Here is a 23645-nt window from a genome sequence, read left to right on the forward strand (position 1 = left end):
CTTTTCGCAATCCAGCGTCGACGGGCGGGATAAAGGCTTATCGGACGACGAAGGCTTCGCTCACGCAGGCGCCGTTTTGCCGGTCGAGAGAGCGTCGAACACTTCGCCCGTTTCGGCCACGAGCGTTCGCACCAGTTGTCCGGCGGGAAGCTCCCTGTTCAGGGCCGCCGCCTGCCCATAGAGATGGAAGGCGAAATCCTTGTCGCCGCCGAGCGGAGCGCTGAGCGCGACCATTTGCGGGAAGTCCGGAAGGGGCACCCTGCGCTCCTCCATTTCCAGGGCGTAGCGGGTGCGCCTCGCCCGCGCCGCGCGGCCAGTGAAGGCATCGGTGACCATCGTGTCCATGTCGGTCGCCGCGCGGATCAGGGCGCGGCGCGGTGCGTCCGTGCCGGCTTCGTCGCAGGACAGGAAGCCGGTGCCGATCTGCACGCCGCTGGCGCCAAGCGCGAAAGCGGCCGCTATGCCGCGGCCGTCGGCGATCCCTCCCGCGGCAATGACCGGGAGCTCGACGGCATCGACGACCTGGGGAACCAGCGCCATCGTTCCGACGCCGTCGCCAGGACCGTTGGGAGCATGCGAACCGCGGTGGCCTCCCGCCTCCCAGCCCTGGGCTATGACCGCGTCGGCTCCACCGTCGGCGAGCTTGCGTGCCTCGGCGACATTCGTCGCGGTGCCGATGATTGCGATCCCGGCTTGCTTCAGCCTGCCGACGGCAGCCGCTTCCGGAATGCCGAAATGAAAGCTCACGACCGGCGGGCCGATCTCGAGCAGCAGTTCAAGCTTTTCTTCGTCGAAACCCGGTCCGATCGGCGGAAGCCTCCGCGAGGGTTCGCCGAGCGACAGCTCCTCGTAATAGGGCCGCAACCTGTCGATGACCTGGGTCAGCACGGCGTCGCCGGTGTCGGGCCTGGGAAAAACAAAGAAGTTGAGGTTGAAGGGACGCCCGGTCAAGGCGCGCATTTGGCGCGCAACGTAGCGCAGGCCATCCGGCAGCATCGATGCGCATCCGAGCGACCCAAGCCCACCGGCACTGCTCACCGCGGCGGCGAGTTCCGGCGTCGCCGAGCCCGCCATCGGCGCCTGGATGATCGGATGCTCGATCTTGAAAAGATCGCATAAACGGCGGTTTGGCCACATGAGCGTTTTTCCTGTTGGGAAGGAACACGCACACCCATCATAAGCCGGTCGCGGGGCCGGGGTCACCGGAATTGTGCGGGTACGCTCCCCACGCTCTCCCGCTCCACCAGCGGGCACTCCAGCTTGGTGATCGGATAGCGTCCGCGGCCGGGCGTCGGCGGCGTCTCCAGCTGCTCGATCGCCCATTGGCCCATCGCCAGATGCGGAAGGATCGAGGTCGTCAGCGGCGGGAACAGATGGCGGGCGATCTCCTCATCGTCATAGCCGACCACGGAGATGTCCTGCGGGATATGCAGGCCGGCTTCCTTCAGCGCTTCGTAGCAGCCGATCGCGGTGCGGTCGTTCTGGCAGAAGATGGCGGTCGGTCGCTCCTTGAGTCCGAGCAGCTTGACCGTCGCAGCATAGCCGGCACTGGCCGACCAGTCGCCCTCGACCACCAGTTCCGGGTCGAACGGGATGTCGGCGGTGGCTAGAGCGCGGCGGTAGCCCTTGAGCCGATCTTGAGCGGCCTGCATCCACGGCTCGCCGGTGATGGTGGCGATGCGGCGATGGCCATGGCCGATCAGGTGTCTTGTCGCGCTCTGGCCGCCGGCGATCTCGGAGGGAACCACGGCCGGGAAGGCATAATCGGCGGTGTAGCAGTTGAGCAGGATCACCGGCATCTCGAGACTGTAGAGGAAATCCGGCGCAGCGATCTCGCGGGTGAAGATGGTCATATAGATCAACGCCGTGATGCCGCGCCCCGTCAGCGCCTGGACGGCGCGCGGCTCCATCACCGCGTCGCCCATGGTCTGCGCCACCAGAAGCACGTTGCCGGCGTTCCACGAGGCCTGCCGCGCGCCCTCGATGGCGACCACCGCCTCGGGGCTGGTGGCGAGCTGGTCGACCGCGAAGCCGATGACGCCATCCAGGCCTTCGAACGGCGTCACCGGCGGCCGCAGCGCCGAAAAGACCGGCGGCGAATAGCCCAGCGCTCGGGCCGCCTCGATCACCCGGTCGCGTGTCTGCTGCGACAGCCTGATGCCCGGGGTATTGTTGAGCACGAACGAGACCGTCGCCTGCGAGCAGCCGGCGGCGCGTGCGATGTCGGTCATGGTGACGCGTCCTTTGGGCTTGGCGGCCGGCTTGCGGCGCCTGGAAGCCCCGGGAGGATCGCGCAGTTCCGTCGGTTCACTCATGGTCGGTTCCCAAACCCGGCCGGCTCTGAAGCAAAGGCCGATTGCAACGGCAAGATGGTCGGCACGCTCATCTAAAACGCAATATTGATAATAAGTATTATCAAGCGCGACATACAAACCGCCGGCCGCGCCGCATCGCGACGAAATAATGCGACAAGGTCAGCAGCGCTGACAATTCCCATGGGTTTCCGTGCGGTAACAGGCTTTTGCCGCACGTGCACTCCTCACTCCCAGGCGCATCTTTCGACCAGCGTCTCCTCCGCTTCGAAAGCGCGCGCCTCAGTCAAAACTAATACTCTTTACTAATAGCTGTAAGCGTTCTACTGTCAACTCGTCGAAACCGTCCGGGCTTCCGCTCGGTGCCGGCAAAGTGCGAAGGATGCTCGCTCGAAAGCCGGCGGGATCGCCGGTTTGGGCTCGTGTCCATCCTCACGAAAATGTCAGACAAATCGGACTATTTACGAATGCCACATGAGTGTCTAGTGTCTCGACCGCGGCCGGATCGGAACCGTTCTTAAGTCGGCGGACCTTTGCGCCACACCCTTGAGGAGGAGGGTTATCCGCGCCGCAGCCGAGACATCAGCGAAGAGTTCTACAAGGGAGGTTGAACTATGAAATCCATGATACGCAACGCATCCGTCGCCGCGGCGGCCTTGGCTTTAGGCCTGTCGGTAAGCGCCAGTGTGCGCGCCGACGACAAGCCGACGCTGGCCTTCGTCGTCAACGGTGCGTCAGACTTCTGGAAGGCGGCGGAAGCCGGCGTGAAGAAGGCGCAGGGCGAACTGCCCGACTACAATCTCGAGCTCAAATATCCGGAACAGTCGTCGGTCGCCATCCAGCAGCGGCTGATGGACGATCTGGTGACGGCAGGGGTCAAGGGCATCATGGTCTCGGCCGTCGATCCCAAGACCTCGACCGACGGGCTGAACAAGATCGCGTCGGAAACCGCGCTGTTCACCACCGACTCGGACGCCCCGCAGACCAAGCGCGTCGCCTATATCGGCTCGTCCAATGTCGATGCCGGCAAGCAGGCGGCCGAGATCGCCAAGAAGGCGATGCCCAACGGCGGCAAGTGCCTGGGCTTCGTCGGCCTGCTCGGCGCCGACAACGCCAAGGAGCGCATCCAGGGCATGAAGGACGGGCTCGCCGGAAGCAAGATCGAGCTCGTCGACGTGCGCGGAGACGACATCGACCAGGCCCGCGCTAAGAAGAATGTCGAGGACGCGCTGGTCGCCAGCCCCGACATCACCTGCATGGTCGGCTTCTACTCCTACAACACGCCGCGCATCTATGAAGCGCTGCGCGACGCCGGCAAGCTCGGCCAGATCACCGTCGTCGGCTTCGACGACGATCCGATCACGCTGGGTGGCGTCAAGGAAGGCACCGTCGCCGCGACCGTGGTGCAGCAGCCGTTCGAGTGGGCTTATCAGGGCATGAAGCTGATGGCCGCCTACCTCAAGGGCGACAAGTCAGGCATCCCGGACGGCAATCTGATCATCATCCCGACCAAGATCATCGGCAAGGATGACGTCGACGCCTACGCCGCCAATCTCAAGGCGATGCAGGGCAAGTAGGTCCAAAACAGATGCGCCGGCTCAAGGGTCCGCCTTGAGCCGGCGTTCGTATTGACGGACCTGCCAAGGCCCGTCAGTCTGTGGGCCACCGGCTGTTGCCCCGTGCGGTAAACTATGGCGTGATGACCTCTACCGATTCCACTCAACCGACCACCGCTCCGTTCCTGAGCCTCGAGGCCGTGCGCAAGACCTATCCGGGCGTTGTGGCGCTGGACAGGTTCTCGATGGAGGTCCGGCCCGGCGAGGTCATAGGCCTGGTCGGCGAAAACGGCGCCGGCAAATCGACGCTGATGAAGATCCTCGGCGGCGTGACGCGGCCGGACAGCGGCACCGTCACCGTCGATGGCGCGGCGCATGACGGCCTGACCGTCGAGCAGAGCATCGGCTCCGGCATCGCCTTCGTGCATCAGGAATTGAACCTCTTCGAGAACCTCGACGTCGCCGCCAACATCTTCTTCGGCCGCGAGCCGCTGCGCGCCGGGCCGCTGAGGCTGGTCGACCGCGCGAAATTGCGCGAGATGGTGGCGCCGCTCCTGAAGCGCGTCGGCGCCAATTTCTCGGCCGACGCGCCGGTGGCATCGCTGTCGCTCGCGCAGCAGCAGATGGTCGAGATCGCCAAGGCGCTGTCGATCAAGGCCCGCCTCGTCATCCTCGACGAGCCGACTTCCAGCCTGCCGATGGCGGAAACCGAAAAGCTGCTCGACGTCATCAAGGGCCTGAAGGCGCAAGGCATCAGCGTCATCTTCATCTCGCACCGGCTGCATGAGATCGAGCGCGTCGCCGACCGCGTTGTGGTGCTGCGCGACGGCACGCTGGCCGGCACCCTTCCCAAGAGCCACATCAATCACGACGAGATGGTCAGGCTGATGATCGGCCGCATGCTGAAGGAGCGCGAGAAGGCCGGCGAGGCCGCCCGCGCGCCGGGCAGCGTGGCCCTGTCGGCGGATGCGATCCGCACCAGCACCTATCCGGACCGGCCGGTCAGTCTGGAATTGAAACGCGGCGAGATACTCGGCCTGGCGGGCCTGGTCGGCTCCGGCCGCACGGAGCTCGCGCGGGTGCTGTTCGGGATCGACGAACGGCTCGCCGGCAGCGTAGCGCTCGACGGCAAGCCGCTTAATGTAGGCTCGGCGGCAGATGCGGTGGCGAACGGCATCTTCCTGGTGCCCGAGGACCGCAAGCTGACCGGCATACTGCTGGACCTGTCGATCGCCCAGAACATTTCGTTGCCCAATCTGCCGGCGCATGCCAGGCGCTCGCTGGTCTCGGCCGGCGCCGAACTCGCGACGGCGGAAAAGCAGAAGAAGAACCTCGGCATCAAGGCGCCGTCGGTCTTGACCCGCACCGGCACGCTGTCGGGCGGCAACCAGCAGAAGGTGGTTCTGGCCAAATGGCTGGCGATGAACCCCAAGGTGATGATCCTGGACGAGCCGACGCGTGGCATCGACATCGGCGCCAAGGCGGAGATCTACGGGCTGATGCGGGCATTGGCCGACGCCGGCGTCGCCGTGCTGATGATCTCCAGCGACATGGAAGAAGTTATCGGCGTGTCGGACCGCATCGCGGTCATGCATGAGGGGCAGATCTCCGGCATCCTCGACAAGGACGATTTCAGCCAGGAGAACGTGCTTTTGCTGGCGGTCGGCAAGAAGCCGAAACTGCTGCAAACGGCGGGAGGAGCGCAATGACCAAGAAAGATCTCGGCCTGCTGATCCTGATCCTGGTGGTCGGCGCGGTGGTGACGGCCATCAATCCGCGCTTCCTGTCGGCGATCAACCTCGCCAACACCTCCAACCTGGTCGCTCTGTTCGGCATTCTTTCGATCGGCCAGGCCTTCGTCATCATCACCGGCGGCATCGAATTGTCGGTCGGCTCGGTGATCGCCCTGCTCGGCACACTGTTCATCGACTTCATCGCGGTGCGCGAGGTGAGCTGGCCGCTTGCCTTCGTGCTGATCCTCGCGCTCGGCGCCGTCATCGGCTTCGTGCATGGCTGGCTGATCACGCGGCTGAAACTGCAGCCCTTCGTGGTGACGCTGTGCGGCCTGCTCATCTATCGCGGCGTGGCGCGCTTCTATACCGCCGACGGCACGGCCGGCTTCGCCTTTGGGCAGAATTTCCCGACGCTCGAGTTCCTGACCGCGGGCCGCTCCTACGGCCTGCCGAACAGCTTCATCGCGCTGATCGTCATCGCCATCGTGATGTGGGTGGTGCTGCACCGCTCGGTTTTCGGCCGCTATCTCTATGCGATCGGCAAGAACGAGGAAGCGGCGAAATATTCCGGCATCCGCACGGGCCGGGTGATCATCGCCGCCTATGTCATTTGCGGCGTGCTGACGGCGCTGTCGGCGATCTATTTCGCCATGTACACGCGCTCGATCTCGCCCGCGAGCCACGGCCAGTTCTATGAGCTTTATGCCATCGCCGCGGCAGTGCTGGGCGGCTTCTCGCTGCGCGGCGGCGAAGGTTCGCTGGTCGGCGCTGTCCTCGGCACCGTGCTGCTGCAGGAGTTGCAGAACCTCGTCAACCTGCTCGGCATTCCTTCCTCGCTCAACTTCGCGGTGATGGGCGGCGTGATCCTGATCGGCGTGCTGGTCGACCAGCAATGGGGCGTCTTCCGCGCCCGGCGCCGGATGCTGGAGGCGTCTCGCAGGGGCGTCGCCGGCGCGCCGGCGGAGTAGTCTCGCTCTTCCGTCCACACCCGGACCGGGGTTCCGATTGGATCGACGCTCGCGGTGAAGCCGCGGGGCAAGTCCCGATTCGTGGACGAATTGCAACAACGCGTGAACCGGAAAACAGCCCTTGTCGCAGAATCGGGGCTGGGCTAAGCAATTGGTATCTGAGGGTTCCAAGAACAAAATATGGGAGAAATTACCGTGACATCTTCACGTTGGATCGCGCTCGCCGCGCTGGCATTGACCTGCTCGACCCCGGCTATGGCCAAGGACTGGAAGACCGTGACGGTCGCGATGGAGGGCTCCTACGCCCCGTGGAACCAGACCGATGCCAGCGGCAAGATCGTCGGCTTCGAGGTGGACATCCTGAACGACGTCTGCGCCCGCGCGAAGCTCGAATGCAGCATCGTCGCGCAGGACTGGGACGGCGTCATTCCCGGCCTCACGGCAGGCAAGTTCGATATCGTCATGGACGGCATGTCGATCACCGAAGAGCGCATGAAGACCATCGACTTCTCGATCCCCTATGCCTCGTCGCCGGTGGCTTTCCTGGCCGACAAGAACGGTCCGCTGGCGCAGATGTCCAACACCGGCAAGATGATCGATCTGTCGAAGGACGACGCCGAATCCAAGGCGGCGCTCGACACGCTGCGCAAGGAGCTCACCGGCAAGAATGTCGGCCTGCAGGTCTCGACGACGGAGGCGACCTTCGCCGACAAATATCTCAAGGATGTCGCCAACATTCATGAATACAAGACCACCGACGAGCACGACCTCGACCTGATGGCGGGCCGCATCGACGTTGCCTTCGCCGATACCACCTATTTCCTCGGCACGCTGGCCAAGCCCGATGCGAAAGACCTGGAATTCGTCGGCCCGCAATTCAAGGGCGGCCCGATCCTCGGACCGGGCATCGGCGCCGCTTTCCGCAAGACCGACAAGGACCTGCAGGACATCTACAACAAGGCGCTCAAGGCCGCGCTCGACGACGGCTCGGTGTCGAAGTATTCCATGCAATGGTTCAAGATCGACATTACCAAGTAATGTCGCAACGGGAGTAGCCAAAGCTGCTCCCGTTTTGCATTGAGTGCATGTCGCCCGAAAGTGCGGGAAAACGACATGCACCGAAGCAGGAACCCGTCGATGCCTATCTCGGCGCCCGCAGGAGCCGTAAGTGGAGTTTCTCAACGATCTCAAGGATCAGGTTTGGACGGCCTATGAGCTGTTGGCCGCCGGCTGGGGCGTGCAACTGCTCTGGGGCATCGCCTGGACGCTCGCCGTCACCGTCGTCTCGATGATGATTGGTGCCGTGCTCGGCTCGCTGGTGGCGGCGGCCAAGCTTTCGCATCGCGGCGGATTGAGGTTCATCGGCGAGAGCTACACCACCGTCTTTCGCGGCGAGCCGGAACTCCTGATCATCTACCTGTTCTACTATGGCGGCACCCAGGTCCTGACCGGCGTGGCGCGCTCGACCGGATCGATCGGCTCGGCCGACATCTTGAACATGCCGAGTTTCCTCGGCGGCGTTCTCGCGGTCGGCATCATTTCCGGCGCCTACCAGGCCGAGGTTTTTCGCGGCTCGTTCCTGGCGATCCATCGCGGCGAGCTGGAAGCGGCGCGTGCCTACGGCATGTCGCCCTGGCTGCGGTTTCGCCTCGTGATCATGCCGCAGGTCCTGCGTCTTGCGGTGCCGGGGCTGGGCAATGTCTGGCAATTGACCATCAAGGATTCGGCGCTGATCTCGGTCACCGGCGTCGCCGAGCTGATGCTCACCGCCAACAAGGCGGCGCGCTCGACGCATCATTCGCTGCTTTTCTACACGCTCGCCGGCATCCTCTATCTGGTGATGACCTCGATCTCGACGCCGATCTTCGACAGGGCCGAGCGTTACACCTCCCGCAGCTTCACGCGGCCGAAATAAGAGGTGGCGGTGGATTTCGACTTCTACCTTTCGACCATATGGAGCGTGCTCAAGGCGCTGCCGCTGACGCTCGAGATCTGGTTCTTCGGCATCGCCTTCGGGCTCCTCATCGCCACCGGCCTGACTTGGCTGCGGGCTTCCGGTTACAAATCGGGCGAGTATTTCACCCGCGCCTATGTCTTCGTCTTCCGCGGCTCGCCGTTGTTGGTGCAGCTTTATCTGGTCTATTTCGGGCTCTCCCAGTTCGACTTCGTGCGCCACAGCCCGATCCTGTGGCCGATCCTGCGCGATCCGATGTATTGCACCATCGTCGCGATGGCCTTGAACACTGCGGCCTATGAGAGCGAGATTTTCCGCGGCGCGCTGCGAGCCGTGCCTGTCGGCCAGATCGAGGCCGCCAAGGCGTTCGGCATGTCGGCCTTCACCCGCTTCCGCCTCGTCACGCTGCCGATCGCGCTGCGGCTTGCGTTGCCGGCCTATTCGACCGAAATCATCCTCATGACCAAGGCCACCGCGCTGGCATCCGTGGTCACCATCATGGAGATGATGGGAACGGCGCAGAAGATCCAGCATGACACGTTCCGGCCGATTGAGGTGCTGACCTGCGCCGGCGTGATCTACCTGCTGCTCAACCTGTCGATCGCCCGGCTGTTCGCCTGGGTCGAGCACCGGCTTTCGCCGCATCTGCGCGCCCCGCCCGAGCAGGGCCAGCAAGTCAAACCTGTACCGGAGGTGTTGTGATGTCGGCAAATGTCGCCGCTGCCGCGAGAGCCGCGCCGTCCTCCGACGAGACGCCCGCCATCAGCGTCAAGGATCTGCGCAAGTGCTTCGGCGATCACGAGGTGCTCAAGGGCATTTCGCTCGAGGCCCACAAGGGCGACGTCATCTCAATTCTCGGCTCCTCAGGGTCCGGCAAGAGCACGATGCTGCGCTGCATCAATCTCCTGGAGACCCCGGATTCCGGCGAAGTGCGGGTGGATGGCGAGCTCATCCAGATGAAGCGGGGCCGCGACGGCCACCAGATGCCCGCCGACATCCGCCAGGTGGAGCGGATCCGCGCCAACCTCGCCATGGTTTTCCAGAGCTTCAATCTGTGGTCGCACATGACCGTGCTGGAAAACCTCGTCGCCGCGCCGACGCATGTGCTGAAGCGGCCGCGCGCGGAGTGCCTGGAGCAGGCCGAGGCATTGCTGAAGCGCGTCGGCATATGGGAGCGCCGCAACTACTATCCGCCCCACATGTCGGGCGGTCAGCAGCAGCGCGCTGCAATAGCCCGCGCGCTGGCGATGAATCCGAAGGTGATGCTGTTCGACGAGCCGACATCCGCGCTCGATCCGGAACTGGTCGGCGAGGTGCTGCGCGTCATGCGCTCGCTCGCCGAAGAAGGACGCACCATGCTGGTCGTCACGCATGAGATGGGTTTTGCCCGCGACGTGTCGAGCAAGGTGATGTTCCTGCACAAGGGCGAGGTGGACTCGGCCGGCGACCCGAAGGAGATGTTCGCCAGGCCGCCGACGCCGCAGTTCAAGCAGTTCATCGCCAACTTCAACAAGTGAAGCGCTGCCTCCCCCTTCTCCCCTTGTGGGAGAAGGTGGCCGCGAAGCGGCCGGATGAGGGGTGTTGGAATAAACGAGGCGCTGAAGAATAGGATGCTTCAAGCGCCCATTTCTTCCTCCGAGCGATCCTTCCAACACCCCTCATCCGTCTCGGCGCTTCGCGCCGATCCACCTTCTCCCACAAGGGGAGAAGGGGAAGGCCTTAGATCATGTCCGACAGATCCGAAAACGCCATCGCCTTGCGCAGCACCTCGGCGAAGCGTTCGCCGGCTATTTGCTTGTCGCCGCTGTTGTCGATCGAGGTCACATCCTGTCCCGTCAGCTTGATGCTCGTGCTGCGCGCCAGGCGGGCAAGCACTTCGCCGCGCGATTCACGGCCGCGCGCCGCTAGCCGCTCGGCGAGGATCTCCGGCGTGGCGGTGATCTCGACCACGGCCAGATTGGCATAGCGCTCGCGCAGCGCCGGGATGACCGCGCGGGAGACATTCGCCACGGCTACATGACCATTGGCGACCGCCCAGTCGACATCGGCCGGCAGGCCATAGCGCAGGCCGTGCGCGTCCCAGCACAGCGAGAAGGCGCCGTCCGCCTCCGCCTCGGCGAAGGCGGCGTCGGCCAGCGTGTCGTGGTCCTCGCTTGCCGTGTCGCTCGGCCTGGTGATGACGCGGCGCACGAATTCCAGCCGCGTCTCGCCGACAAAGCGCTGCTTGGCGTAGCCGATCACCGTATCCTTGCCGGCGCCGCTCGGGCCGACCACCGCGACGAAGACGCCGTTGCGGATCGGCAGCCTGTCGGCCAGCTCGCGCTCGATGAGGGCCGAGACCATCATGCGACCCGGCTGCCCAGGCGCCAAACCGTACGCACGACCGGCACATGGTCGTCCACGCGTACCCGCACAAGGTCTGCCCGGCGGCCGGGCTCGATGACGCCGCGGTCGGCGAGGCCGATCGCTTCGGCCGGGTTCTTCGAGACCATGGCGACCGCCTGCGGCAGCGAGATGCCCTCGACGACATCGCCGAGGAAGAAGGCCGACTGGATCAGGCTGAAGGGGATGTAGTCGGACGACAGGATGTCGAGCAGGCCGTCGGCGGCAAGCGTCCGCGCCGAGACATTGCCGGAATGCGAGGCGCCGCGCATGACGTTCGGCGCGCCCATCAGCACACCGAGGCCTGCGGCTTTCGAGGCCTTGGCCGCCTCTTCCGTCGTCGGGAACTCGGCGACGCGCACGCCCTGCTCGATCGCTTCGTCGACATGGCCGGCGGTCGCGTCGTCATGGCTCGCCAACACGATGCCGCGCTCCTGGCAGGCGGCCGAGATGAAGACGCGGTTCGGACCGGAATTGCGGGCCGATTCGGCCATCCGCTTCTCGCAGAATTTCTGGAAGTCGCGGTCCGTCAGCTTCAGCTTGCGCTGGTAGTAGTAGGCATAGGTCTCGAGGTTGACGAACTGGCGCTGTCCGGGCGCGTGATCCATCAGCGAGGCGAGCTTCACCCTGTCATCGGTCTCGAAATTGGCGAAAGCCTCGAGACAGTCCGGCGCCGAGACCTCGCAGCGCAGGTGGATGAAATGGTCGGCCCTGAGCCGATCCTGGCGCACGCTGTCCTCGATCGCGTCGGCCAGCTTGCGAACGTCGTCGGATTTCAGGTCGGCATCCTCGTCCATGCCGACGCGCAAGGCGTCGAGCACCGTGGTGATGCCGGCGGTCGCCACCTGGGCGTCATGGGCAAGCACGGCGGCGATCGGGTTCCAGCGCACTTTCGGGCGCGGCGCGTAATGGCCCTCGAGGTGATCGGTGTGCAGCTCGACGAGACCCGGGATGATGTAATCGCCGCCCATGTCCTCGCCGGCGCGAACGGCACCGGGCTCGACGGCGGCAATCAGGCCGTCGCGCAACAAAAGCGAGCCCTCGACGATTTCGTCGGGCAACACGATGCGGGCATTGGTGAGAACGGTTTCGGCGGTCATCTCGGGCGGTCCTATCTCAAGCAGTCGCTTCAGAGCAATTCCAGGAAAAGTGCCTTGCGGTTTTCCGTCCGGAATTGCGTAAACAAAAAGATAGGGCGGTTCAGCGTTTCCGCTGATCCGCCCTAGGCGGTCTTGCGGGCAGCCCGGCGGCCAAGCGCATGATGGGAAAGCACCATGAACGGGGCGCCGGGCTCGCTTTCGACGAACAATGTCAGTGCATCCACCGGCACCGGCTGCCGCAGCACGTCGGCGAACAGGCCGTCGATCGCTGCACGAAGACGTGGGCTTTCCTGTGGCCCGACCCGTCCGGAAAGCGTCATGTGGAAGCGGAACGTGTCGAAGACGTAAGGATAACCCCATTGGCAGAGGTTGCGGAACTCGTCCGGCTTCAGCGCATCGGGGCTGCGGCGCTCGATCTCGACCTCGGTCAGCGGCGCGCGGAACGGATCGAAGGCGCGCACCACCTCGGCGGCGAAATCGTTGAGCGGCGCAAACTGCATTTCCGGCACCAGTGCGAAAAAGCCATCGATCTGGCCGACGACGAGACGCGGGATGATCACAGGCGGCGTCGCCTCGGCGAAAGCGCCGAGCGCGGCGCGCAGCGAAGCTTCCGTCTCGTTCGGCGCCAGCCGGAACGGGGCTTTCAGCGTCGCATGGAATCCGTAGCGCCGGGCGGAGGCAGTATGGAAAGCGACTTCCGCGGCCGACAGGTCGCCCACGGCCTCGACCGGCCGCGTCGCCGCGCCAAACGGGTCGCGGCCCAGCCAGTTGGCGGCAATGCGCGCCAGCTTCTCGTCCTGCCCCGGGGTGTAGTAGATCGCGTAGCGCATGGGCGTTCCTCGTCAAGCGCGCTGCGCGCCCCAAAGGAATATGCGACGCGCTTCAAGTCATTGTCTTGGCAAGTCGTGGCCCAAAGCGCCGGAGCGCTTGCGGCGACATGCACCGGAACCGCTGCCATAGGTGATTTCCATGACGGATTGACGAAGCTTTCGTGGGTTTTCGAAGGCAAGTCCAGCACGGAGCTCGTTAGCCGACGATTTTTCAGCGGCTGGACCAACGGCTTTGCCGGCGTGCCGATCAGGCCTTCATCAGCCACTCGTGCTCGGCCGCGTTGTGGAATTTCCATGTCCGCTTCGGTCCGGCCATGACATTGAGGTAATAGAGGTCGTAGCCGTGGCAGGCGGCGCAAGGGTGATAGCCCTTCGGCACCAGCACGACATCGCCGTCCTCGATCGCCATCGCCTCGTCCAGCTCGCGCACGCCGTTGCGGTCGGCATCGGTGTAGACGCGTTGGAAGGCAAAGCCCTGCGGCGGGTTGAGGCGGTGGTAATAGGTCTCCTCGAGATAGGATTCGGCCGGCAGATTGTCCTGGTCGTGCTTGTGCGGCGGATAGCTCGACGTGTGGCCGCCGGGCGTGATGACCTCGACCACCAGCAGCGAATCCGCCGGCTTGCCCTCGGGCAAGATGTTGGTGACGTAGCGCGTGTTGGTGCCCTTGCCGCGCACCTCCTGGCCGAGATCGTCAGGTCCGATGACGCGCACCGGCAGGCCGCCGCTTAAGCCGGGCGCCGAGCATACGGCGAGCTCCAGCTCGGTATCGGCGGTCACCGACCAGTCGGCGCCTTGCGGCACATAGGCCGACCACGGCTTGCCTTCGAAGGGCGACATGCGCTCGCCGAGCAGGCCGAGATCCTTGCCGCCGGCCGATGCCTTGCCCTTGCCGGTGACGAAGACCAGGCAGACCTCGCGGTCGCCGGTTTTGCCGGACACCGTCTCGCCCGCTTTCAGCCGGTGCAGGTCGAAACCGACATAGGTCCAGCCGGCGCTTTGCGGGGTGACGTGGGCGACATGGCCGTGGCCCTTGTCGGCCTTGACGAGCAGTTTCGACATTTTTGCCTCTCCTAATTCCTGGGCGCCCCATTGGCGCAGCTAAGAATCCGATGGACTATCGCGAAAACCTTGGAGATTGGCCGGTTCCCTCGCAACGTCGTCATTCTAGGGCGGAGCAAGGAGCGAAGCGACGCGCGCAGACCCTAGAATCCATGCCGTTACACCTGCCGTAGAATGCAGCGGTGCAGAAAGAGGCTGTCTGGGCCGGCGTTTCGGCGCCATTGTCTGCACCGTCGCGACACGTCAAAGTCATGGCATGGATCCTAGGGTCTGCGCCGCGTCGCTGCGCTCCTTGCTCCGCCCTAGGATGACGAAGCGAGGAGCGTTTCGGCTAATCGCCAACGTATGCGATCCGCCATGCACGCAGTATCCGATCCGTAGAAGCTCTCGAGCCATGGATCACTCACTCTTTTGGTTCGACGTCGGCCTTGTTCTCCTCGACCGGCTTATAGAGATAGAAAAACTGCCACACCGCGTAACCGGCGAAGCCCAGCGCGATGACGCCCCAGAAGGGTGTGCCGGAGGCGAATTCGATCACCGACCAGATGAGGCAGACCGCGACGACCGCGATACGGCGCCACAGCGGCCGGAAGAAGGGATGCTCATAGTCTTTCATCGCGCCAATCCAGGATTTTGCCAAAGCGCACCAGATAGACCGGGCGCCCCGACTAATCCACCGTTCAGGCTGGAAACGCTTGTGTCTCCACCGTGTAGCCGGCGGCCGTCATCACCCGCATCAGCTCCTTGTGGCCGACTTGAGCCATCTTCAGCGGCGGGTTCTTCTTCGGATCCTGCTCGGCTTCGACCACGAACCAGCCTTCATAGCCATGATCGGCGAAACGCTGGACGATGGCGCCGAAATCGAGCGAGCCGTCGCCCGGCACGGTGAAGGCGCCGAGCGCCACGGCGTCGAGGAAGGATTGTTTCGTGCGGTCGAGTTCGTCGATCACGCCCATGCGAACATCCTTCACATGGACGTGGTTGATGCGCTTGTGGTGATTGTCGATGGCGCGCAGCACGTCGCCGCCGGCAAAGGCGAGATGGCCGGCATCGAGCAGCAGCGGAATGCCTTCGCCAGAGTTGCGCATGAAGGCGTCGAGCTCCGGCTCGGTCTCGACCACCGCCGCCATGTGGTGATGGTAGGAGAGCGGCATGCCCTGTTCGGCGCACCATTCGCCGAACTCGGTGACGCGCCGGCCGTAAGCCTTCATCTCGTCGTCTGAAAGTTTCGGCTTGGTGGCCAAAGGCTTGGAGCGGTCGCCCTGGATGGACCGGCCGACCTCGCCATAGACGATGCAGGGCGCGTCGACCGCCTTGAACAGGTCGATCATCGGCTGGATGCGGTCCTTGTTCTTGGCCAGATCCTCATTGACCAGCGTGCCGGAGAACCAGCCGCCGCAGAGTGTGACGTCGGCCTGCTTCAGGATCGGCAGCATCACCTTCGGATCGTTGGGGAAGCGGCGGCCCATCTCCATGCCGGTGAAGCCGGCCGAGCGCGACTGGCGCAGGCATTCCTCCAGCGACACATCATCGCTCAATTCCACGAGATCGTCATTCCACCATGCGATGGGGGACATGCCCAGTTTGGCTTTCAAGTCGTCACTCCAATGTCGGTTCGTTGCGAGGCCGGCTCAGCCCTGACGGCTGCTCACGGCTTCCTCGTAGTTCTTGCGCGCGGCGTTGACCTGCGGCCGCGACGAGACTTCCGGCACGGCGACATCCCACCAATGGCCGCCGGCCTCGGTCGACACCAGCGGGTCGGTGTCGATCACCAGCACCGTCGTCTTGTCGTTCTTTTTCGCTTTGGCCAGTCCCGTCTCCAGCTCGGCGATCGATGCCACCTTCTCGGCAACGGCACCTAAGCTTGCCGCATGCGCGGCGAAGTCAACGTCCGGCATCACCTCGTGGCGCGCGTCCTTCAAGAGATTGTTGAAGTTGGCGCCGCCGGTCGCCATCTGCAGCCGGTTGATGCAGCCATAGCCGCGATTGTCGAGCAGCACGATGGTAAGCTTCAGGCCAAGCATCACCGAGGTGGCGATCTCGGAATTGAGCATCAGATAGGAGCCGTCGCCGACCATGACGACGACCTCCTGGTCGGGCTTCGCCATCTTGACGCCGAGCCCGCCGGCGATCTCGTAGCCCATGGTCGAGAAGCCGTATTCGGCATGGTAGGAGCCCGGCGCGCCGGCCTGCCAAAGCTTGTGCAATTCGCCGGGCAGACCGCCCGCGGCATGCAGCAGCGTGACGCCCGAGCCCATGGCGCGCTGCACGGCGCCGATCACTTGCGCATCGGACGGATAGGCGGCGTTGGTCGACGCGGTCACCTTGGCGGCGGCGGCCTGCCACTCCGTCTTGCCCTTCAGCGCGTTGTCGGTCCAGGCGGCCGGCGCCTTCCAGCCCTTCAGCGCGGCGGACAGCTCGGCAAGCCCTTCGGCCGCGTCGGCGACCAGCGGCAGCGCCCAATGCTTGCCGGCGTCGAAACCTTGCGTGTTCAGGCCGATGATGGTGCGGCCGGCATTCTTGAACAGCGCCCAGGAGCCGGTGGTGAAATCCTGCAGCCTGGTGCCGATGGCGAGCACGACATCGGCCTCTTCCGCCAGCCGGTTGGCGGCCGACGTGCCGGTGACGCCGACCGCCGCCATGTTGAGCGGATGGTCGTCGGGCAACGAGGATTTGCCGCCCTGCGTCTCGCAGACCGGAATTCCGGCGCCCTGCACCAGCTTGGCGAGCTCGTCCGAAGCTTGCGAATACAGCACCCCGCCGCCCGCGATCACCAGCGGCTTCCTGGCGCCCTTCAGCGCCGCGACGGCTGCCGCCAGCTCGTTGCGGTCCGGGCGCAGCCGGCGCGGTGTCCAGACGCGCTCGGCGAACAGGCTTTCGGGATAATCATAGGCTTCGGCCTGCACGTCCTGGCAGAGCGACAGCGTCACCGGGCCGCATTCGGCGGGATCGGTCAGCACCTGCATGGCGCGGTTCAGCGCCGGGATGATCTGTTCCGGCCGCGTGATCCGGTCGAAATAGCGCGATACGGGACGGAAGCAGTCGTTGACGGTAGCGGTGCCGTCGGAGAAATCCTCGGCCTGCTGCAGCACCGGGTCCGGCAGACGGTTGGCGAAGACATCGCCCGGCAAAAACAGGACGGGCAACCGGTTTACATGCGCGAGCGCCGCGGCCGTCACCATGTTGAGCGCGCCAGGGCCGATCGAACTGGTCGCGGCCATGAAGCGGCGGCGGAAATTCGCCTTGCCATAGGCGATCGCTGCATGCGCCATCGCCTGTTCATTGTGGGCGCGGAAGGTCGGCAGCTCGTCGCGCACCTGGTAAAGCGCCTCGCCAATGCCCGCGACATTGCCATGGCCGAAGATCGCCCAGACGCCGCCGAAGATCGGCACTTTTTTCCCGTCGATCTCGGTCATTTGCCGGCTGAGAAAGCGGGTCAGCGCCTGCGCCATCGTCAGGCGGATTGTCTTGCTCATGGTGTCTCCTCCGCAGTCCTTCAGCGGTCTTGTTATGCGGCCTTGCGGCCGCGTGCGGCAAGCCATGCCTCGGTCAGCTGCTCGAAGCGCGCGGCCATGTCTGCGATCGCCTCGTCATCCGACATCCGGCCGGCCAGCCATTGTTCGGCGGCGTTGACGAAGATGGTCCGACCGACGGCAAATCCCTTGACGATCGGCGCATTGGCGGTGGCGGCAAACGCCGCGACCAGCTCGTCCTGCGGCGCTTCCAGCCCAAGCAGCACGACGCCACGGCACCAAGGATCGTTCTTGACGATCACCTGTTCGATCTTCGCCCAGGCGCCTGTCGAAGCCTGCGGCTCGAGCTTCCACCAGTCGGGCTTGATGCCCAGCGCATAGAGCTCCTCCAGCGCGCGCGGAATGGTGGTGTCGTCGAGCTTGCCGTGCTTGCCGGCGATGATCTCGACCAGCAGTTCGCGGCCGACTTTCCGCGCCGCCTCGAACAAAGCGCGCAGCTTCTGCTGCTGCTCGCTCTTCAGTGCCTCCGGGTCGTCCGGGTGATAGAAGCACAGGCATTTGATGCAGTGGTCGACCGGCCACTCGGTGAGCTGCGAGCCGATATCCTGCGAGAATTCAAAGCGCAGCGGCCGCGACCCGGGCAATTCGACTGGGCGGCCGAGCCAGGCGAAGGGATGGCGGGCGAATTCGAACATCGCGTCGCGGCCGTATTTCTCGTCGATCAGCATGCCGTAGCCGCCGCGGCCGGCGGCGACCTTTGCCGCCGCCTTGACCGTCAGCACCTTGAAGTCGGGGATGCGCGCAACGTCCGCGCCGACTTTGGCGGCAACGTCTTCCAGCTGGACGCGATGGTCGCAGGCCAAAGCCATCAGCGAGGGAATGTCGCGCCGGCGCGTCGTCGCCCAATGGACGTGGTTGATCGCCTCGTCCTTGCGCAGCGCCAGATGCTTGCTGCCGTGCTTCAAAAAGAACTGCAGCTCCTCGAAGGTCGGATATTCCGGCGCGCAGAGCAGGCGCGACACGGCGAAGGCGCCGCAGGCATTGGCCCAGGTCGCGGCGGTGGCAAAGCTTTCACCGCCCAGCCAGCCGCGCAGGAAGCCCGACATGAAGGCGTCGCCGGCACCCAGCACATTGTAGATCTCGATCGAGAAGCCCTTGCCGACAATGCCGTCCTCGAGATCGTTGCTGATCGGCCCGTCATAGACGATGCAGCCCTTGGCGCCGCGCTTGAGCACGATGGTGGCCGAAGACAGGGCGCGGATCGTCTTCAGCGCGCTCAGGCAATCGTCGGCGCCCGAAGCAATCATGATCTCTTCCTCGGTGCCGACGATGAGATCGCAATCCGGCAGCACGGTCTTGAGCTGCGCCGAGACGCGGTCCGACTTGACGTAGCGCTCGAAGCCCTCGGCATGGCCGGCAAGGCCCCACAGATTCGGGCGATAGTCGATGTCGAACACCACCTTGCCACCCCGGGCCTTCATCAGGCGGATGGCCTTGCGCTGGGCTGCATCGGAATTGGGCCTCGAGAAATGCGTGCCGGTGACGACCACCGAGCGCGCCGAGGCGATGAACGCCTCGTCGATATCCTCCTCGGCCAGCGCCATGTCGGCGCAGTCGGAACGGTAGAAGATCATCGGCGAGACGCCTTCGCTCTCGACCGAAAGCAGCACCAGCGCCGTCAGGCGTTCCTTGTCGGTCTTCAGCCCGTCGACGGAGACGCCCTCCCGCTTGAGCTGCTCGCGGATGAAACGGCCCATCTGCTCGTCGCCGACGCGGGTGAGCAGCGCCGAGCGCAGGCCGAGCCGCGCCGTGCCGACGGAAATATTGGCTGGACAGCCGCCGACGGATTTGGCGAAAGAGGTGATGTCCTCCAGCCGCGAGCCGATCTGCTGGCCATAGAGATCGACCGAGGCGCGGCCGATGGTGATGACGTCGAGCGGCGGGTATTTCCCTTCCACGGCTTCGCCCATTCGAACCTCCCATCGGCCTTGTTTTGCAGAGCAGCGTCGTTTTGGACAGCACGCGCCGGCGACGGCGTGGTGTCGTCAATATGAAATATTAATTCCAATCTACAGTCAATATGGAATGAGCATTCCCGAGCCGAAAAGCGCTCGTCCGGGAGGCTCAGCCCTTGCGCCGGCGCCCGGCCTCGCGGCGCTTCTCGCCGACGGCGACGGTCAGCGCCATGGCCAGCGCCATCGTCGCCGAGATCGAGCGGAAGCCGCCGAAATCGGCCTCGGCGACCTCGAACCAGACCTTGGCGAATTGCGCCAGCGGCGAGAAGGACGAGTCGGTGATCGCCACGATCGGCACGCCCTGCTCGGCGATCGAGCGCGTCTCCTCGATGGTCGCCGGCGCGTAAGGCGAGAAGCTGATGGCGATGACGGCGTCGCGCGGCGTGGCGAAGCCGATCATCTCGGCGTTCAGCCCAGCGGCCGATTCCACCAGCTGGTTGCGGATCTTCAGCTTGCCCAGCGCATAGGCGATGTAGGAGGCGACCGGATAGGAGCGGCGCTTGGCCAGCACATAGATCGTCTCGGCTTTCGCCAGAAGCGCCACGGCCTCCTCGAAATGGGCATCGTTGAGCGAACGCGAAATATCGCCCAGCGAGGTGCTGGCGGCGGCGACGAAGCCGTCGAAGATCGCCCGATGCCCGCGGCCTTCCTCGGCCTTGGCGCGCAACGCCGCCAGCCGCTCGTCATAGGAGGAGTTGCGCTCGCGCAGACGCTCGCGGAAAACCTGCTGCAGGCTGGTGAAGCCGTCGAAGCCGAGCTGCTGGGCAAAACGGATCAGCGTCGAGGGCTGCACGCCGGCCGAGGCGGCAATGCTCGCCGCCGTGCCGAAAGCGATGTCGTCGGGATTGTCCAGCGCATAGGCGGCGATCTGCGCGATGCGCTTGGGCAGGCTCGCGCGCCTGTCCAGGATCGTCGCGCGCAGCGTTTCGAAATCGCGAGGCACCCGTTCGTCCATCGTCGCTCCGCCCACGCTCATAAGGTTTGTCCCTCTCCTGCCTCATCATAGCGAGTTCGCGCAAGAACACCATAAAAAATGATTTAGATGTTCCATTCTTTACTAAAATGGACTAATTCATCCACACATACTTTCCTTTATCCTGGAGACAATCGACATGGTCGGAGTGGGCCTCATCGGCACGGGCTTCATGGGCAAGTGCCACGCCATCGCCTGGAACGCGGTGGGCACGGTCTTTCCCGATGTCGACAAGCCGAAACTGGTGCATCTGGGCGAGGTGAACGACGAGCTTGCCAAACGCAAAGCCGCCGAGTTCGGCTTCGCAAAAGGCTCCGGCGACTGGCGCGCCGTGGTCGAGGACCCGGACGTCGAGATCGTCTCGCTGACCACGCCGAACCAGTTCCACCCGGAAATGGCGATCGCCATCCTCGAGGCCGGCAAGCATCTGTGGTGCGAGAAGCCGATGGCGCCGAGTTTCGCCGAGGCCGAGGCAATGGCGAAGGCCGCGAAGACATCCGGCAAGGTCGCCGTGCTCGGCTACAACTACATCCAGAACCCCGCCATCCGCCATATCGGCGCTCTGCTCGGGGAAAAGATCATCGGCGACGTCAACCTCGTGCGCATCGAGATGGACGAGGATTTCATGGCCGACCCCGAAGCGCTGTTCTTCTGGAAGCACGAGGCCTCTTCCGGCTATGGTGCGCTCGACGATTTCGCCGTGCATCCGCTGTCGCTGATCAGGGCGCTGTTCGGCCGCGTTTCGCGCGTCATGTGCGACATGGTCAAACCCTATCCCGACCGCAAGACCGCTTCCGGCGCCCGCCGCGCGGTCGAGACCTATGACATCGCCAGCGTCTTGATGCATCTGGAGAACGGCGTTGCCGGCTCGCTGCTGGTCAACCGCTCGGCCTGGGGCCGCAAGGGCCGCATTGCCATCCAGATCTTCGGCTCGAAGGGCTCGATCCTCTACGACCAGGAGCGGATGAACGAGTTTCAGCTCTACCTCACCGCCGACCGGCCGACCGAGCAGGGCTACCGAACCATCCTGGTGGCGCCGCACCACAAGCCCTACGATTCCTTCCTGCCGGCGCCTGGCCACGGCCTCGGCTTCAACGACCTCAAGATGATCGAATGCCGCGAGCTCCTGATGCGCATCGCCGGCAAGCCGGCCCGCATCATCGACTTCGACGAGGGGCTGGAGATCGAGCGCACCGTGCATGCCATGGCCCGTTCGTTCCAGGAGCAGCGCTGGGTCGATGTGAGATAGGGCTGCCGACCATCGAGACCGCCGCAACGGGCGGCGATCACCTACCAATGCAAGACGGGATCTGAGCATTCAGGCCAGGTTGATGGCGACGTTGCGCAGCAGCGCCACGGATTTGCGCATGCCTTCCATCGGCGACAGCATCATGTCCTCGTGCTCGATCGACAGCACGTCGTCATAGCCGGCCTGCTTCAGCGCGGTGCAGAACTGCCGCCACCAGGTTTCACCGTGGCCATAGCCGAGCGTGATGTAATTCCAGGCCCTTTCCGCATAATGATTTGGCGGGCGCGCATCGAGCGTTCCGTCGATGGCCGCCGGTATAGGTTCGATGCGTGTGTCCTTGGCGTGGACATAATAGATGGCCGAGCCAAGCTTGCGCACGGCGGCAATGGGATCCGCGCCCATCCACATCGGATGGCTCGGATCGTAGTTCGCGCCGACCGTCTCGCCGACCGCATCGCGCAGCCGAAACAGCGTTTGGACATTGTACACGGCCTGATGCCCATGCAGTTCCAGGCAAAGCTTCCTGATGCCCAGAGTGTTCGCAAATCCGACGAGATCGCGCCAATAGGGAATGATGCAATCGTCCCACTGGTAGCGCTGGATGTCGGCGCATTCGGGCGGCCAGTCGGTAATGATCCAGTTGGGGTTGGCGTCGCCCGGGCCGCCTGGCAGCCCCGACATCATCACCACGCGGTCGATGCCCAGGAGGCTCGCGAGCCGGATCGTGTCCTCGGTCACCTGGCGATGCTGCTTGCCCTGCGGCCCCGGGTGCAGCGGATTGCCCGAGCAGTTGAGCGCCGCGATCGTCAGCCCATGATCGCGAACCTTGGCGACGAATTCGGTTCGGGTCGCGGCATTGTCCAGCATCGCCGCAAGGTCGATATGCGGCGCCGACGACCAGTTGCCGCAGGCGAACTCCAGCGTCTCCAGTCCGAGATCGGCCGAGGCGCGCAGCATCTCGTCGAAGGACAGGTTGCCGAGGCTGTCCGTGATCATGCCAATCTTCATTTCGGGACTCCCGCTTGCCTCACATTCGCCGATTAGAGTTTCACCGGTTCGAACCTGCCGGACCGAGTTGACGCAAGCGCCGCCTCGCAAAGAATCATGGCCTTGCGCCCATCGCTGGCCGTGACCGCCGGGCTCCTGCCCGTTTCGACGCAGGTGATGAAGTGATCGATCTCGGCGGCGTAGGATTCCGCGTAGCGTTCGACGAAGAAGTAGTAGGGCTTGTCGCGCGATATAGCTTTGCCGCCATACAATTCCACCGAGGTCGGCAGCCGGTTGCCGGCCTGCAGCATGCCGTCGGCGCCGTGCACCTCGATGCGCTGGTCATAGCCATAGGCGGCCCTGACGCTGTTGTTGATGTGGCATTGCCTGCCGGACGCCGTTCGCAGGATGAACATCGCGGTATCGTAGTCGCCGAGCTTCCTGTATTGCGGCGCCACCAGCGAGGAGCCGGTCGCGAAAAGTTCGACCGGCTCCTCGCCAAGCATATTCCGCGCCATGTCGAAGTCGTGGATGGTCATCTCGCGAAAGACGCCGCCGCCTCCGGCCAGCGCTTCCTCGGTCTCCGGTTCGGGATCGCGGCTGGTGATGATGACCTGCTCGACGGCGCCGATCTCGCCGCCATCGAGGCGCTCCTTCAGCGCGCGGAAGCTCGGATCGAAGCGGCGGTTGAAGCCGATCTGGAACGGCACGCCGGCCTTCGCCACAGCGGCCAGGCACTCGTCGGTGCGCTTCAGGTCGAGATCGATCGGCTTCTCGCAGAAGATCGCCTTGCCATGCGCGGCCGCTGCCATGGCAAGCTCCGCGTGGGTGCGCGTCGCCGATGCGATGAACACCATCTTCACCGACGGATCGTTCATAACGAGCTCGGTGTTCACGATCTCGGCGCCGGTTACGGCGGCGACCTTCTCGGCCGCCTCGCGATTGGGATCGACGACGTAGCGTAGCCGCACCTTCGGGTGGCGCGCGAGATTGCTCGCATGCACGCGGCCGATCAGCCCCACCCCGAACAGACAAACATCCATCATGCGTTCG

21 protein-coding genes are annotated in these 23645 nt (G+C 64.5%); 8 read left to right on the forward strand and 13 right to left on the reverse strand.

The features are described 5' to 3' along the window. Positions 1–60: 60 nt before the first annotated feature. Together FJ425_RS03435 and FJ425_RS03440 are read right to left on the reverse strand one after the other, a co-directional pair. Complete coding sequence (locus tag FJ425_RS03435; protein WP_140633705.1) at positions 61–1137, reverse strand: nitronate monooxygenase; 1077 nt, start codon at positions 1135–1137, stop codon at positions 61–63. A gap of 62 nt (positions 1138–1199) precedes the next feature. Continuing rightward, positions 1200–2315 carry a LacI family DNA-binding transcriptional regulator gene (locus tag FJ425_RS03440; RefSeq protein ID WP_181164958.1) on the reverse strand — a complete coding sequence of 372 codons (1116 nt, stop codon included), beginning with the start codon at positions 2313–2315 and terminating at the stop codon, positions 1200–1202. Positions 2316–2926: 611 nt separating this feature from the next. Here FJ425_RS03440 and FJ425_RS03445 point away from each other — a divergent pair. The 7 genes from FJ425_RS03445 to FJ425_RS03475 all read left to right on the forward strand — a co-directional run bounded on the left by FJ425_RS03445 (position 2927) and on the right by FJ425_RS03475 (position 10040). Further along, on the forward strand, positions 2927–3889 hold the full coding sequence (locus tag FJ425_RS03445) for a sugar-binding protein (protein WP_140633708.1): 963 nt from the start codon (positions 2927–2929) through the stop codon (positions 3887–3889). A 122-nt stretch (positions 3890–4011) separates the two neighbouring features. Next, positions 4012–5577, forward strand: a complete 1566-nt coding sequence (locus tag FJ425_RS03450) for a sugar ABC transporter ATP-binding protein (RefSeq protein ID WP_140721730.1) — start codon at positions 4012–4014, stop codon at positions 5575–5577. After that, positions 5574–6569 carry an ABC transporter permease gene (locus FJ425_RS03455; protein ID WP_140721733.1) on the forward strand — a complete coding sequence of 332 codons (996 nt, stop codon included), beginning with the start codon at positions 5574–5576 and terminating at the stop codon, positions 6567–6569. Before FJ425_RS03450 ends, FJ425_RS03455 begins: the two co-directional genes overlap by 4 nt. Positions 6570–6764: 195 nt before the next feature. Then, complete coding sequence (locus FJ425_RS03460; protein ID WP_246677865.1) at positions 6765–7607, forward strand: transporter substrate-binding domain-containing protein; 843 nt, start codon at positions 6765–6767, stop codon at positions 7605–7607. A gap of 130 nt (positions 7608–7737) precedes the next feature. Next, positions 7738–8484: an ABC transporter permease subunit gene (locus FJ425_RS03465; protein ID WP_140721739.1), complete on the forward strand. Its 747-nt coding sequence runs from the start codon at positions 7738–7740 to the stop codon at positions 8482–8484. Between the two features lie 9 nt (positions 8485–8493). Beyond that, positions 8494–9225 carry an ABC transporter permease gene (locus tag FJ425_RS03470; RefSeq protein WP_140721742.1) on the forward strand — a complete coding sequence of 244 codons (732 nt, stop codon included), beginning with the start codon at positions 8494–8496 and terminating at the stop codon, positions 9223–9225. Beyond that, on the forward strand, positions 9225–10040 hold the full coding sequence (locus FJ425_RS03475) for an ATP-binding cassette domain-containing protein (RefSeq protein WP_140721745.1): 816 nt from the start codon (positions 9225–9227) through the stop codon (positions 10038–10040). The genes FJ425_RS03470 and FJ425_RS03475 overlap by 1 nt, the downstream gene beginning before the upstream one ends. Before the next feature lie 202 nt (positions 10041–10242). Here FJ425_RS03475 and phnN read toward each other — a convergent pair whose 3' ends face one another. The 9 genes from phnN to FJ425_RS03520 all read right to left on the reverse strand — a co-directional run bounded on the left by phnN (position 10243) and on the right by FJ425_RS03520 (position 20338). Next, positions 10243–10869: a phosphonate metabolism protein/1,5-bisphosphokinase (PRPP-forming) PhnN gene (gene phnN, locus FJ425_RS03480; protein WP_181175782.1), complete on the reverse strand. Its 627-nt coding sequence runs from the start codon at positions 10867–10869 to the stop codon at positions 10243–10245. Then, the gene (locus FJ425_RS03485) at positions 10866–12005 is read right to left on the reverse strand and encodes an alpha-D-ribose 1-methylphosphonate 5-triphosphate diphosphatase (protein ID WP_140721748.1); all 1140 of its coding nucleotides are present in this window, start codon (positions 12003–12005) and stop codon (positions 10866–10868) included. The genes phnN and FJ425_RS03485 overlap by 4 nt, the downstream gene beginning before the upstream one ends. A gap of 122 nt (positions 12006–12127) precedes the next feature. Beyond that, positions 12128–12835 carry a DUF1045 domain-containing protein gene (locus FJ425_RS03490; protein WP_140721751.1) on the reverse strand — a complete coding sequence of 236 codons (708 nt, stop codon included), beginning with the start codon at positions 12833–12835 and terminating at the stop codon, positions 12128–12130. A gap of 247 nt (positions 12836–13082) precedes the next feature. Further along, positions 13083–13895 carry a 5-deoxy-glucuronate isomerase gene (iolB, locus tag FJ425_RS03495; protein WP_140721754.1) on the reverse strand — a complete coding sequence of 271 codons (813 nt, stop codon included), beginning with the start codon at positions 13893–13895 and terminating at the stop codon, positions 13083–13085. A gap of 403 nt (positions 13896–14298) precedes the next feature. After that, entirely contained in the window at positions 14299–14511 is a 213-nt protein-coding gene (locus FJ425_RS03500; RefSeq protein ID WP_140721758.1) for a DUF3329 domain-containing protein, read from the reverse strand. A 64-nt stretch (positions 14512–14575) separates the two neighbouring features. After that, positions 14576–15490 (reverse strand): myo-inosose-2 dehydratase, encoded by a 915-nt coding sequence (iolE, locus tag FJ425_RS03505; RefSeq protein WP_140721761.1) that lies wholly within the window; start codon positions 15488–15490, stop codon positions 14576–14578. 36 nt (positions 15491–15526) lie between these two features. Then, on the reverse strand, positions 15527–17371 hold the full coding sequence (iolD, locus tag FJ425_RS03510; RefSeq protein WP_140721764.1) for a 3D-(3,5/4)-trihydroxycyclohexane-1,2-dione acylhydrolase (decyclizing): 1845 nt from the start codon (positions 17369–17371) through the stop codon (positions 15527–15529). Between the two features lie 32 nt (positions 17372–17403). After that, a complete protein-coding gene (gene iolC / locus FJ425_RS03515; RefSeq protein ID WP_140721767.1) occupies positions 17404–19338 on the reverse strand; it encodes a 5-dehydro-2-deoxygluconokinase in 1935 nt (644 codons plus the stop codon). A gap of 154 nt (positions 19339–19492) precedes the next feature. Continuing rightward, positions 19493–20338 carry a MurR/RpiR family transcriptional regulator gene (locus tag FJ425_RS03520; protein WP_176477064.1) on the reverse strand — a complete coding sequence of 282 codons (846 nt, stop codon included), beginning with the start codon at positions 20336–20338 and terminating at the stop codon, positions 19493–19495. A 157-nt stretch (positions 20339–20495) separates the two neighbouring features. Here FJ425_RS03520 and FJ425_RS03525 point away from each other — a divergent pair, with 157 nt between their 5' ends. Next, complete coding sequence (locus FJ425_RS03525; RefSeq protein WP_140721770.1) at positions 20496–21605, forward strand: Gfo/Idh/MocA family oxidoreductase; 1110 nt, start codon at positions 20496–20498, stop codon at positions 21603–21605. A gap of 69 nt (positions 21606–21674) precedes the next feature. On the opposite strand, the gene FJ425_RS03530 is transcribed toward FJ425_RS03525, so the two are convergent. Together FJ425_RS03530 and iolG are read right to left on the reverse strand one after the other, a co-directional pair. Continuing rightward, the gene (locus FJ425_RS03530; protein WP_246677866.1) at positions 21675–22601 is read right to left on the reverse strand and encodes a sugar phosphate isomerase/epimerase; all 927 of its coding nucleotides are present in this window, start codon (positions 22599–22601) and stop codon (positions 21675–21677) included. Positions 22602–22645: 44 nt separating this feature from the next. Continuing rightward, positions 22646–23638, reverse strand: a complete 993-nt coding sequence (gene iolG, locus FJ425_RS03535; RefSeq protein ID WP_140721776.1) for an inositol 2-dehydrogenase — start codon at positions 23636–23638, stop codon at positions 22646–22648. Positions 23639–23645 lie beyond the last annotated feature (7 nt).

Origin of the sequence: Mesorhizobium sp. B2-7-2, from assembly GCF_006440775.1 — a bacterium.
Lineage (GTDB): Bacteria > Pseudomonadota > Alphaproteobacteria > Rhizobiales > Rhizobiaceae > Mesorhizobium.

Bases quoted from the DNA above. Each gene is read 5' to 3' on its own strand.
- iolB (WP_140721754.1), bottom strand. From the start codon at position 13,895: ATGTCGAAACTGCTCGTCAAGGCCGACAAGGGCCACGGCCATGTCGCC.
- phnN (WP_181175782.1), bottom strand. From the start codon at position 10,869: ATGATGGTCTCGGCCCTCATCGAGCGCGAGCTGGCCGACAGGCTGCCG.
- iolG (WP_140721776.1), bottom strand. From the start codon at position 23,638: ATGATGGATGTTTGTCTGTTCGGGGTGGGGCTGATCGGCCGCGTGCAT.
- FJ425_RS03485 (WP_140721748.1), bottom strand. From the start codon at position 12,005: ATGACCGCCGAAACCGTTCTCACCAATGCCCGCATCGTGTTGCCCGAC.
- FJ425_RS03530 (WP_246677866.1), bottom strand. From the start codon at position 22,601: ATGATCACGGACAGCCTCGGCAACCTGTCCTTCGACGAGATGCTGCGC.
- FJ425_RS03520 (WP_176477064.1), bottom strand. From the start codon at position 20,338: ATGGACGAACGGGTGCCTCGCGATTTCGAAACGCTGCGCGCGACGATC.
- FJ425_RS03450 (WP_140721730.1), top strand. From the start codon at position 4,012: ATGACCTCTACCGATTCCACTCAACCGACCACCGCTCCGTTCCTGAGC.
- iolC (WP_140721767.1), bottom strand. From the start codon at position 19,338: ATGGGCGAAGCCGTGGAAGGGAAATACCCGCCGCTCGACGTCATCACC.
- FJ425_RS03490 (WP_140721751.1), bottom strand. From the start codon at position 12,835: ATGCGCTACGCGATCTACTACACCCCGGGGCAGGACGAGAAGCTGGCG.
- FJ425_RS03500 (WP_140721758.1), bottom strand. From the start codon at position 14,511: ATGAAAGACTATGAGCATCCCTTCTTCCGGCCGCTGTGGCGCCGTATC.
- FJ425_RS03445 (WP_140633708.1), top strand. From the start codon at position 2,927: ATGAAATCCATGATACGCAACGCATCCGTCGCCGCGGCGGCCTTGGCT.
- FJ425_RS03440 (WP_181164958.1), bottom strand. From the start codon at position 2,315: ATGAGTGAACCGACGGAACTGCGCGATCCTCCCGGGGCTTCCAGGCGC.
- iolD (WP_140721764.1), bottom strand. From the start codon at position 17,371: ATGAGCAAGACAATCCGCCTGACGATGGCGCAGGCGCTGACCCGCTTT.
- FJ425_RS03525 (WP_140721770.1), top strand. From the start codon at position 20,496: ATGGTCGGAGTGGGCCTCATCGGCACGGGCTTCATGGGCAAGTGCCAC.
- FJ425_RS03435 (WP_140633705.1), bottom strand. From the start codon at position 1,137: ATGTGGCCAAACCGCCGTTTATGCGATCTTTTCAAGATCGAGCATCCG.
- FJ425_RS03475 (WP_140721745.1), top strand. From the start codon at position 9,225: ATGTCGGCAAATGTCGCCGCTGCCGCGAGAGCCGCGCCGTCCTCCGAC.
- FJ425_RS03455 (WP_140721733.1), top strand. From the start codon at position 5,574: ATGACCAAGAAAGATCTCGGCCTGCTGATCCTGATCCTGGTGGTCGGC.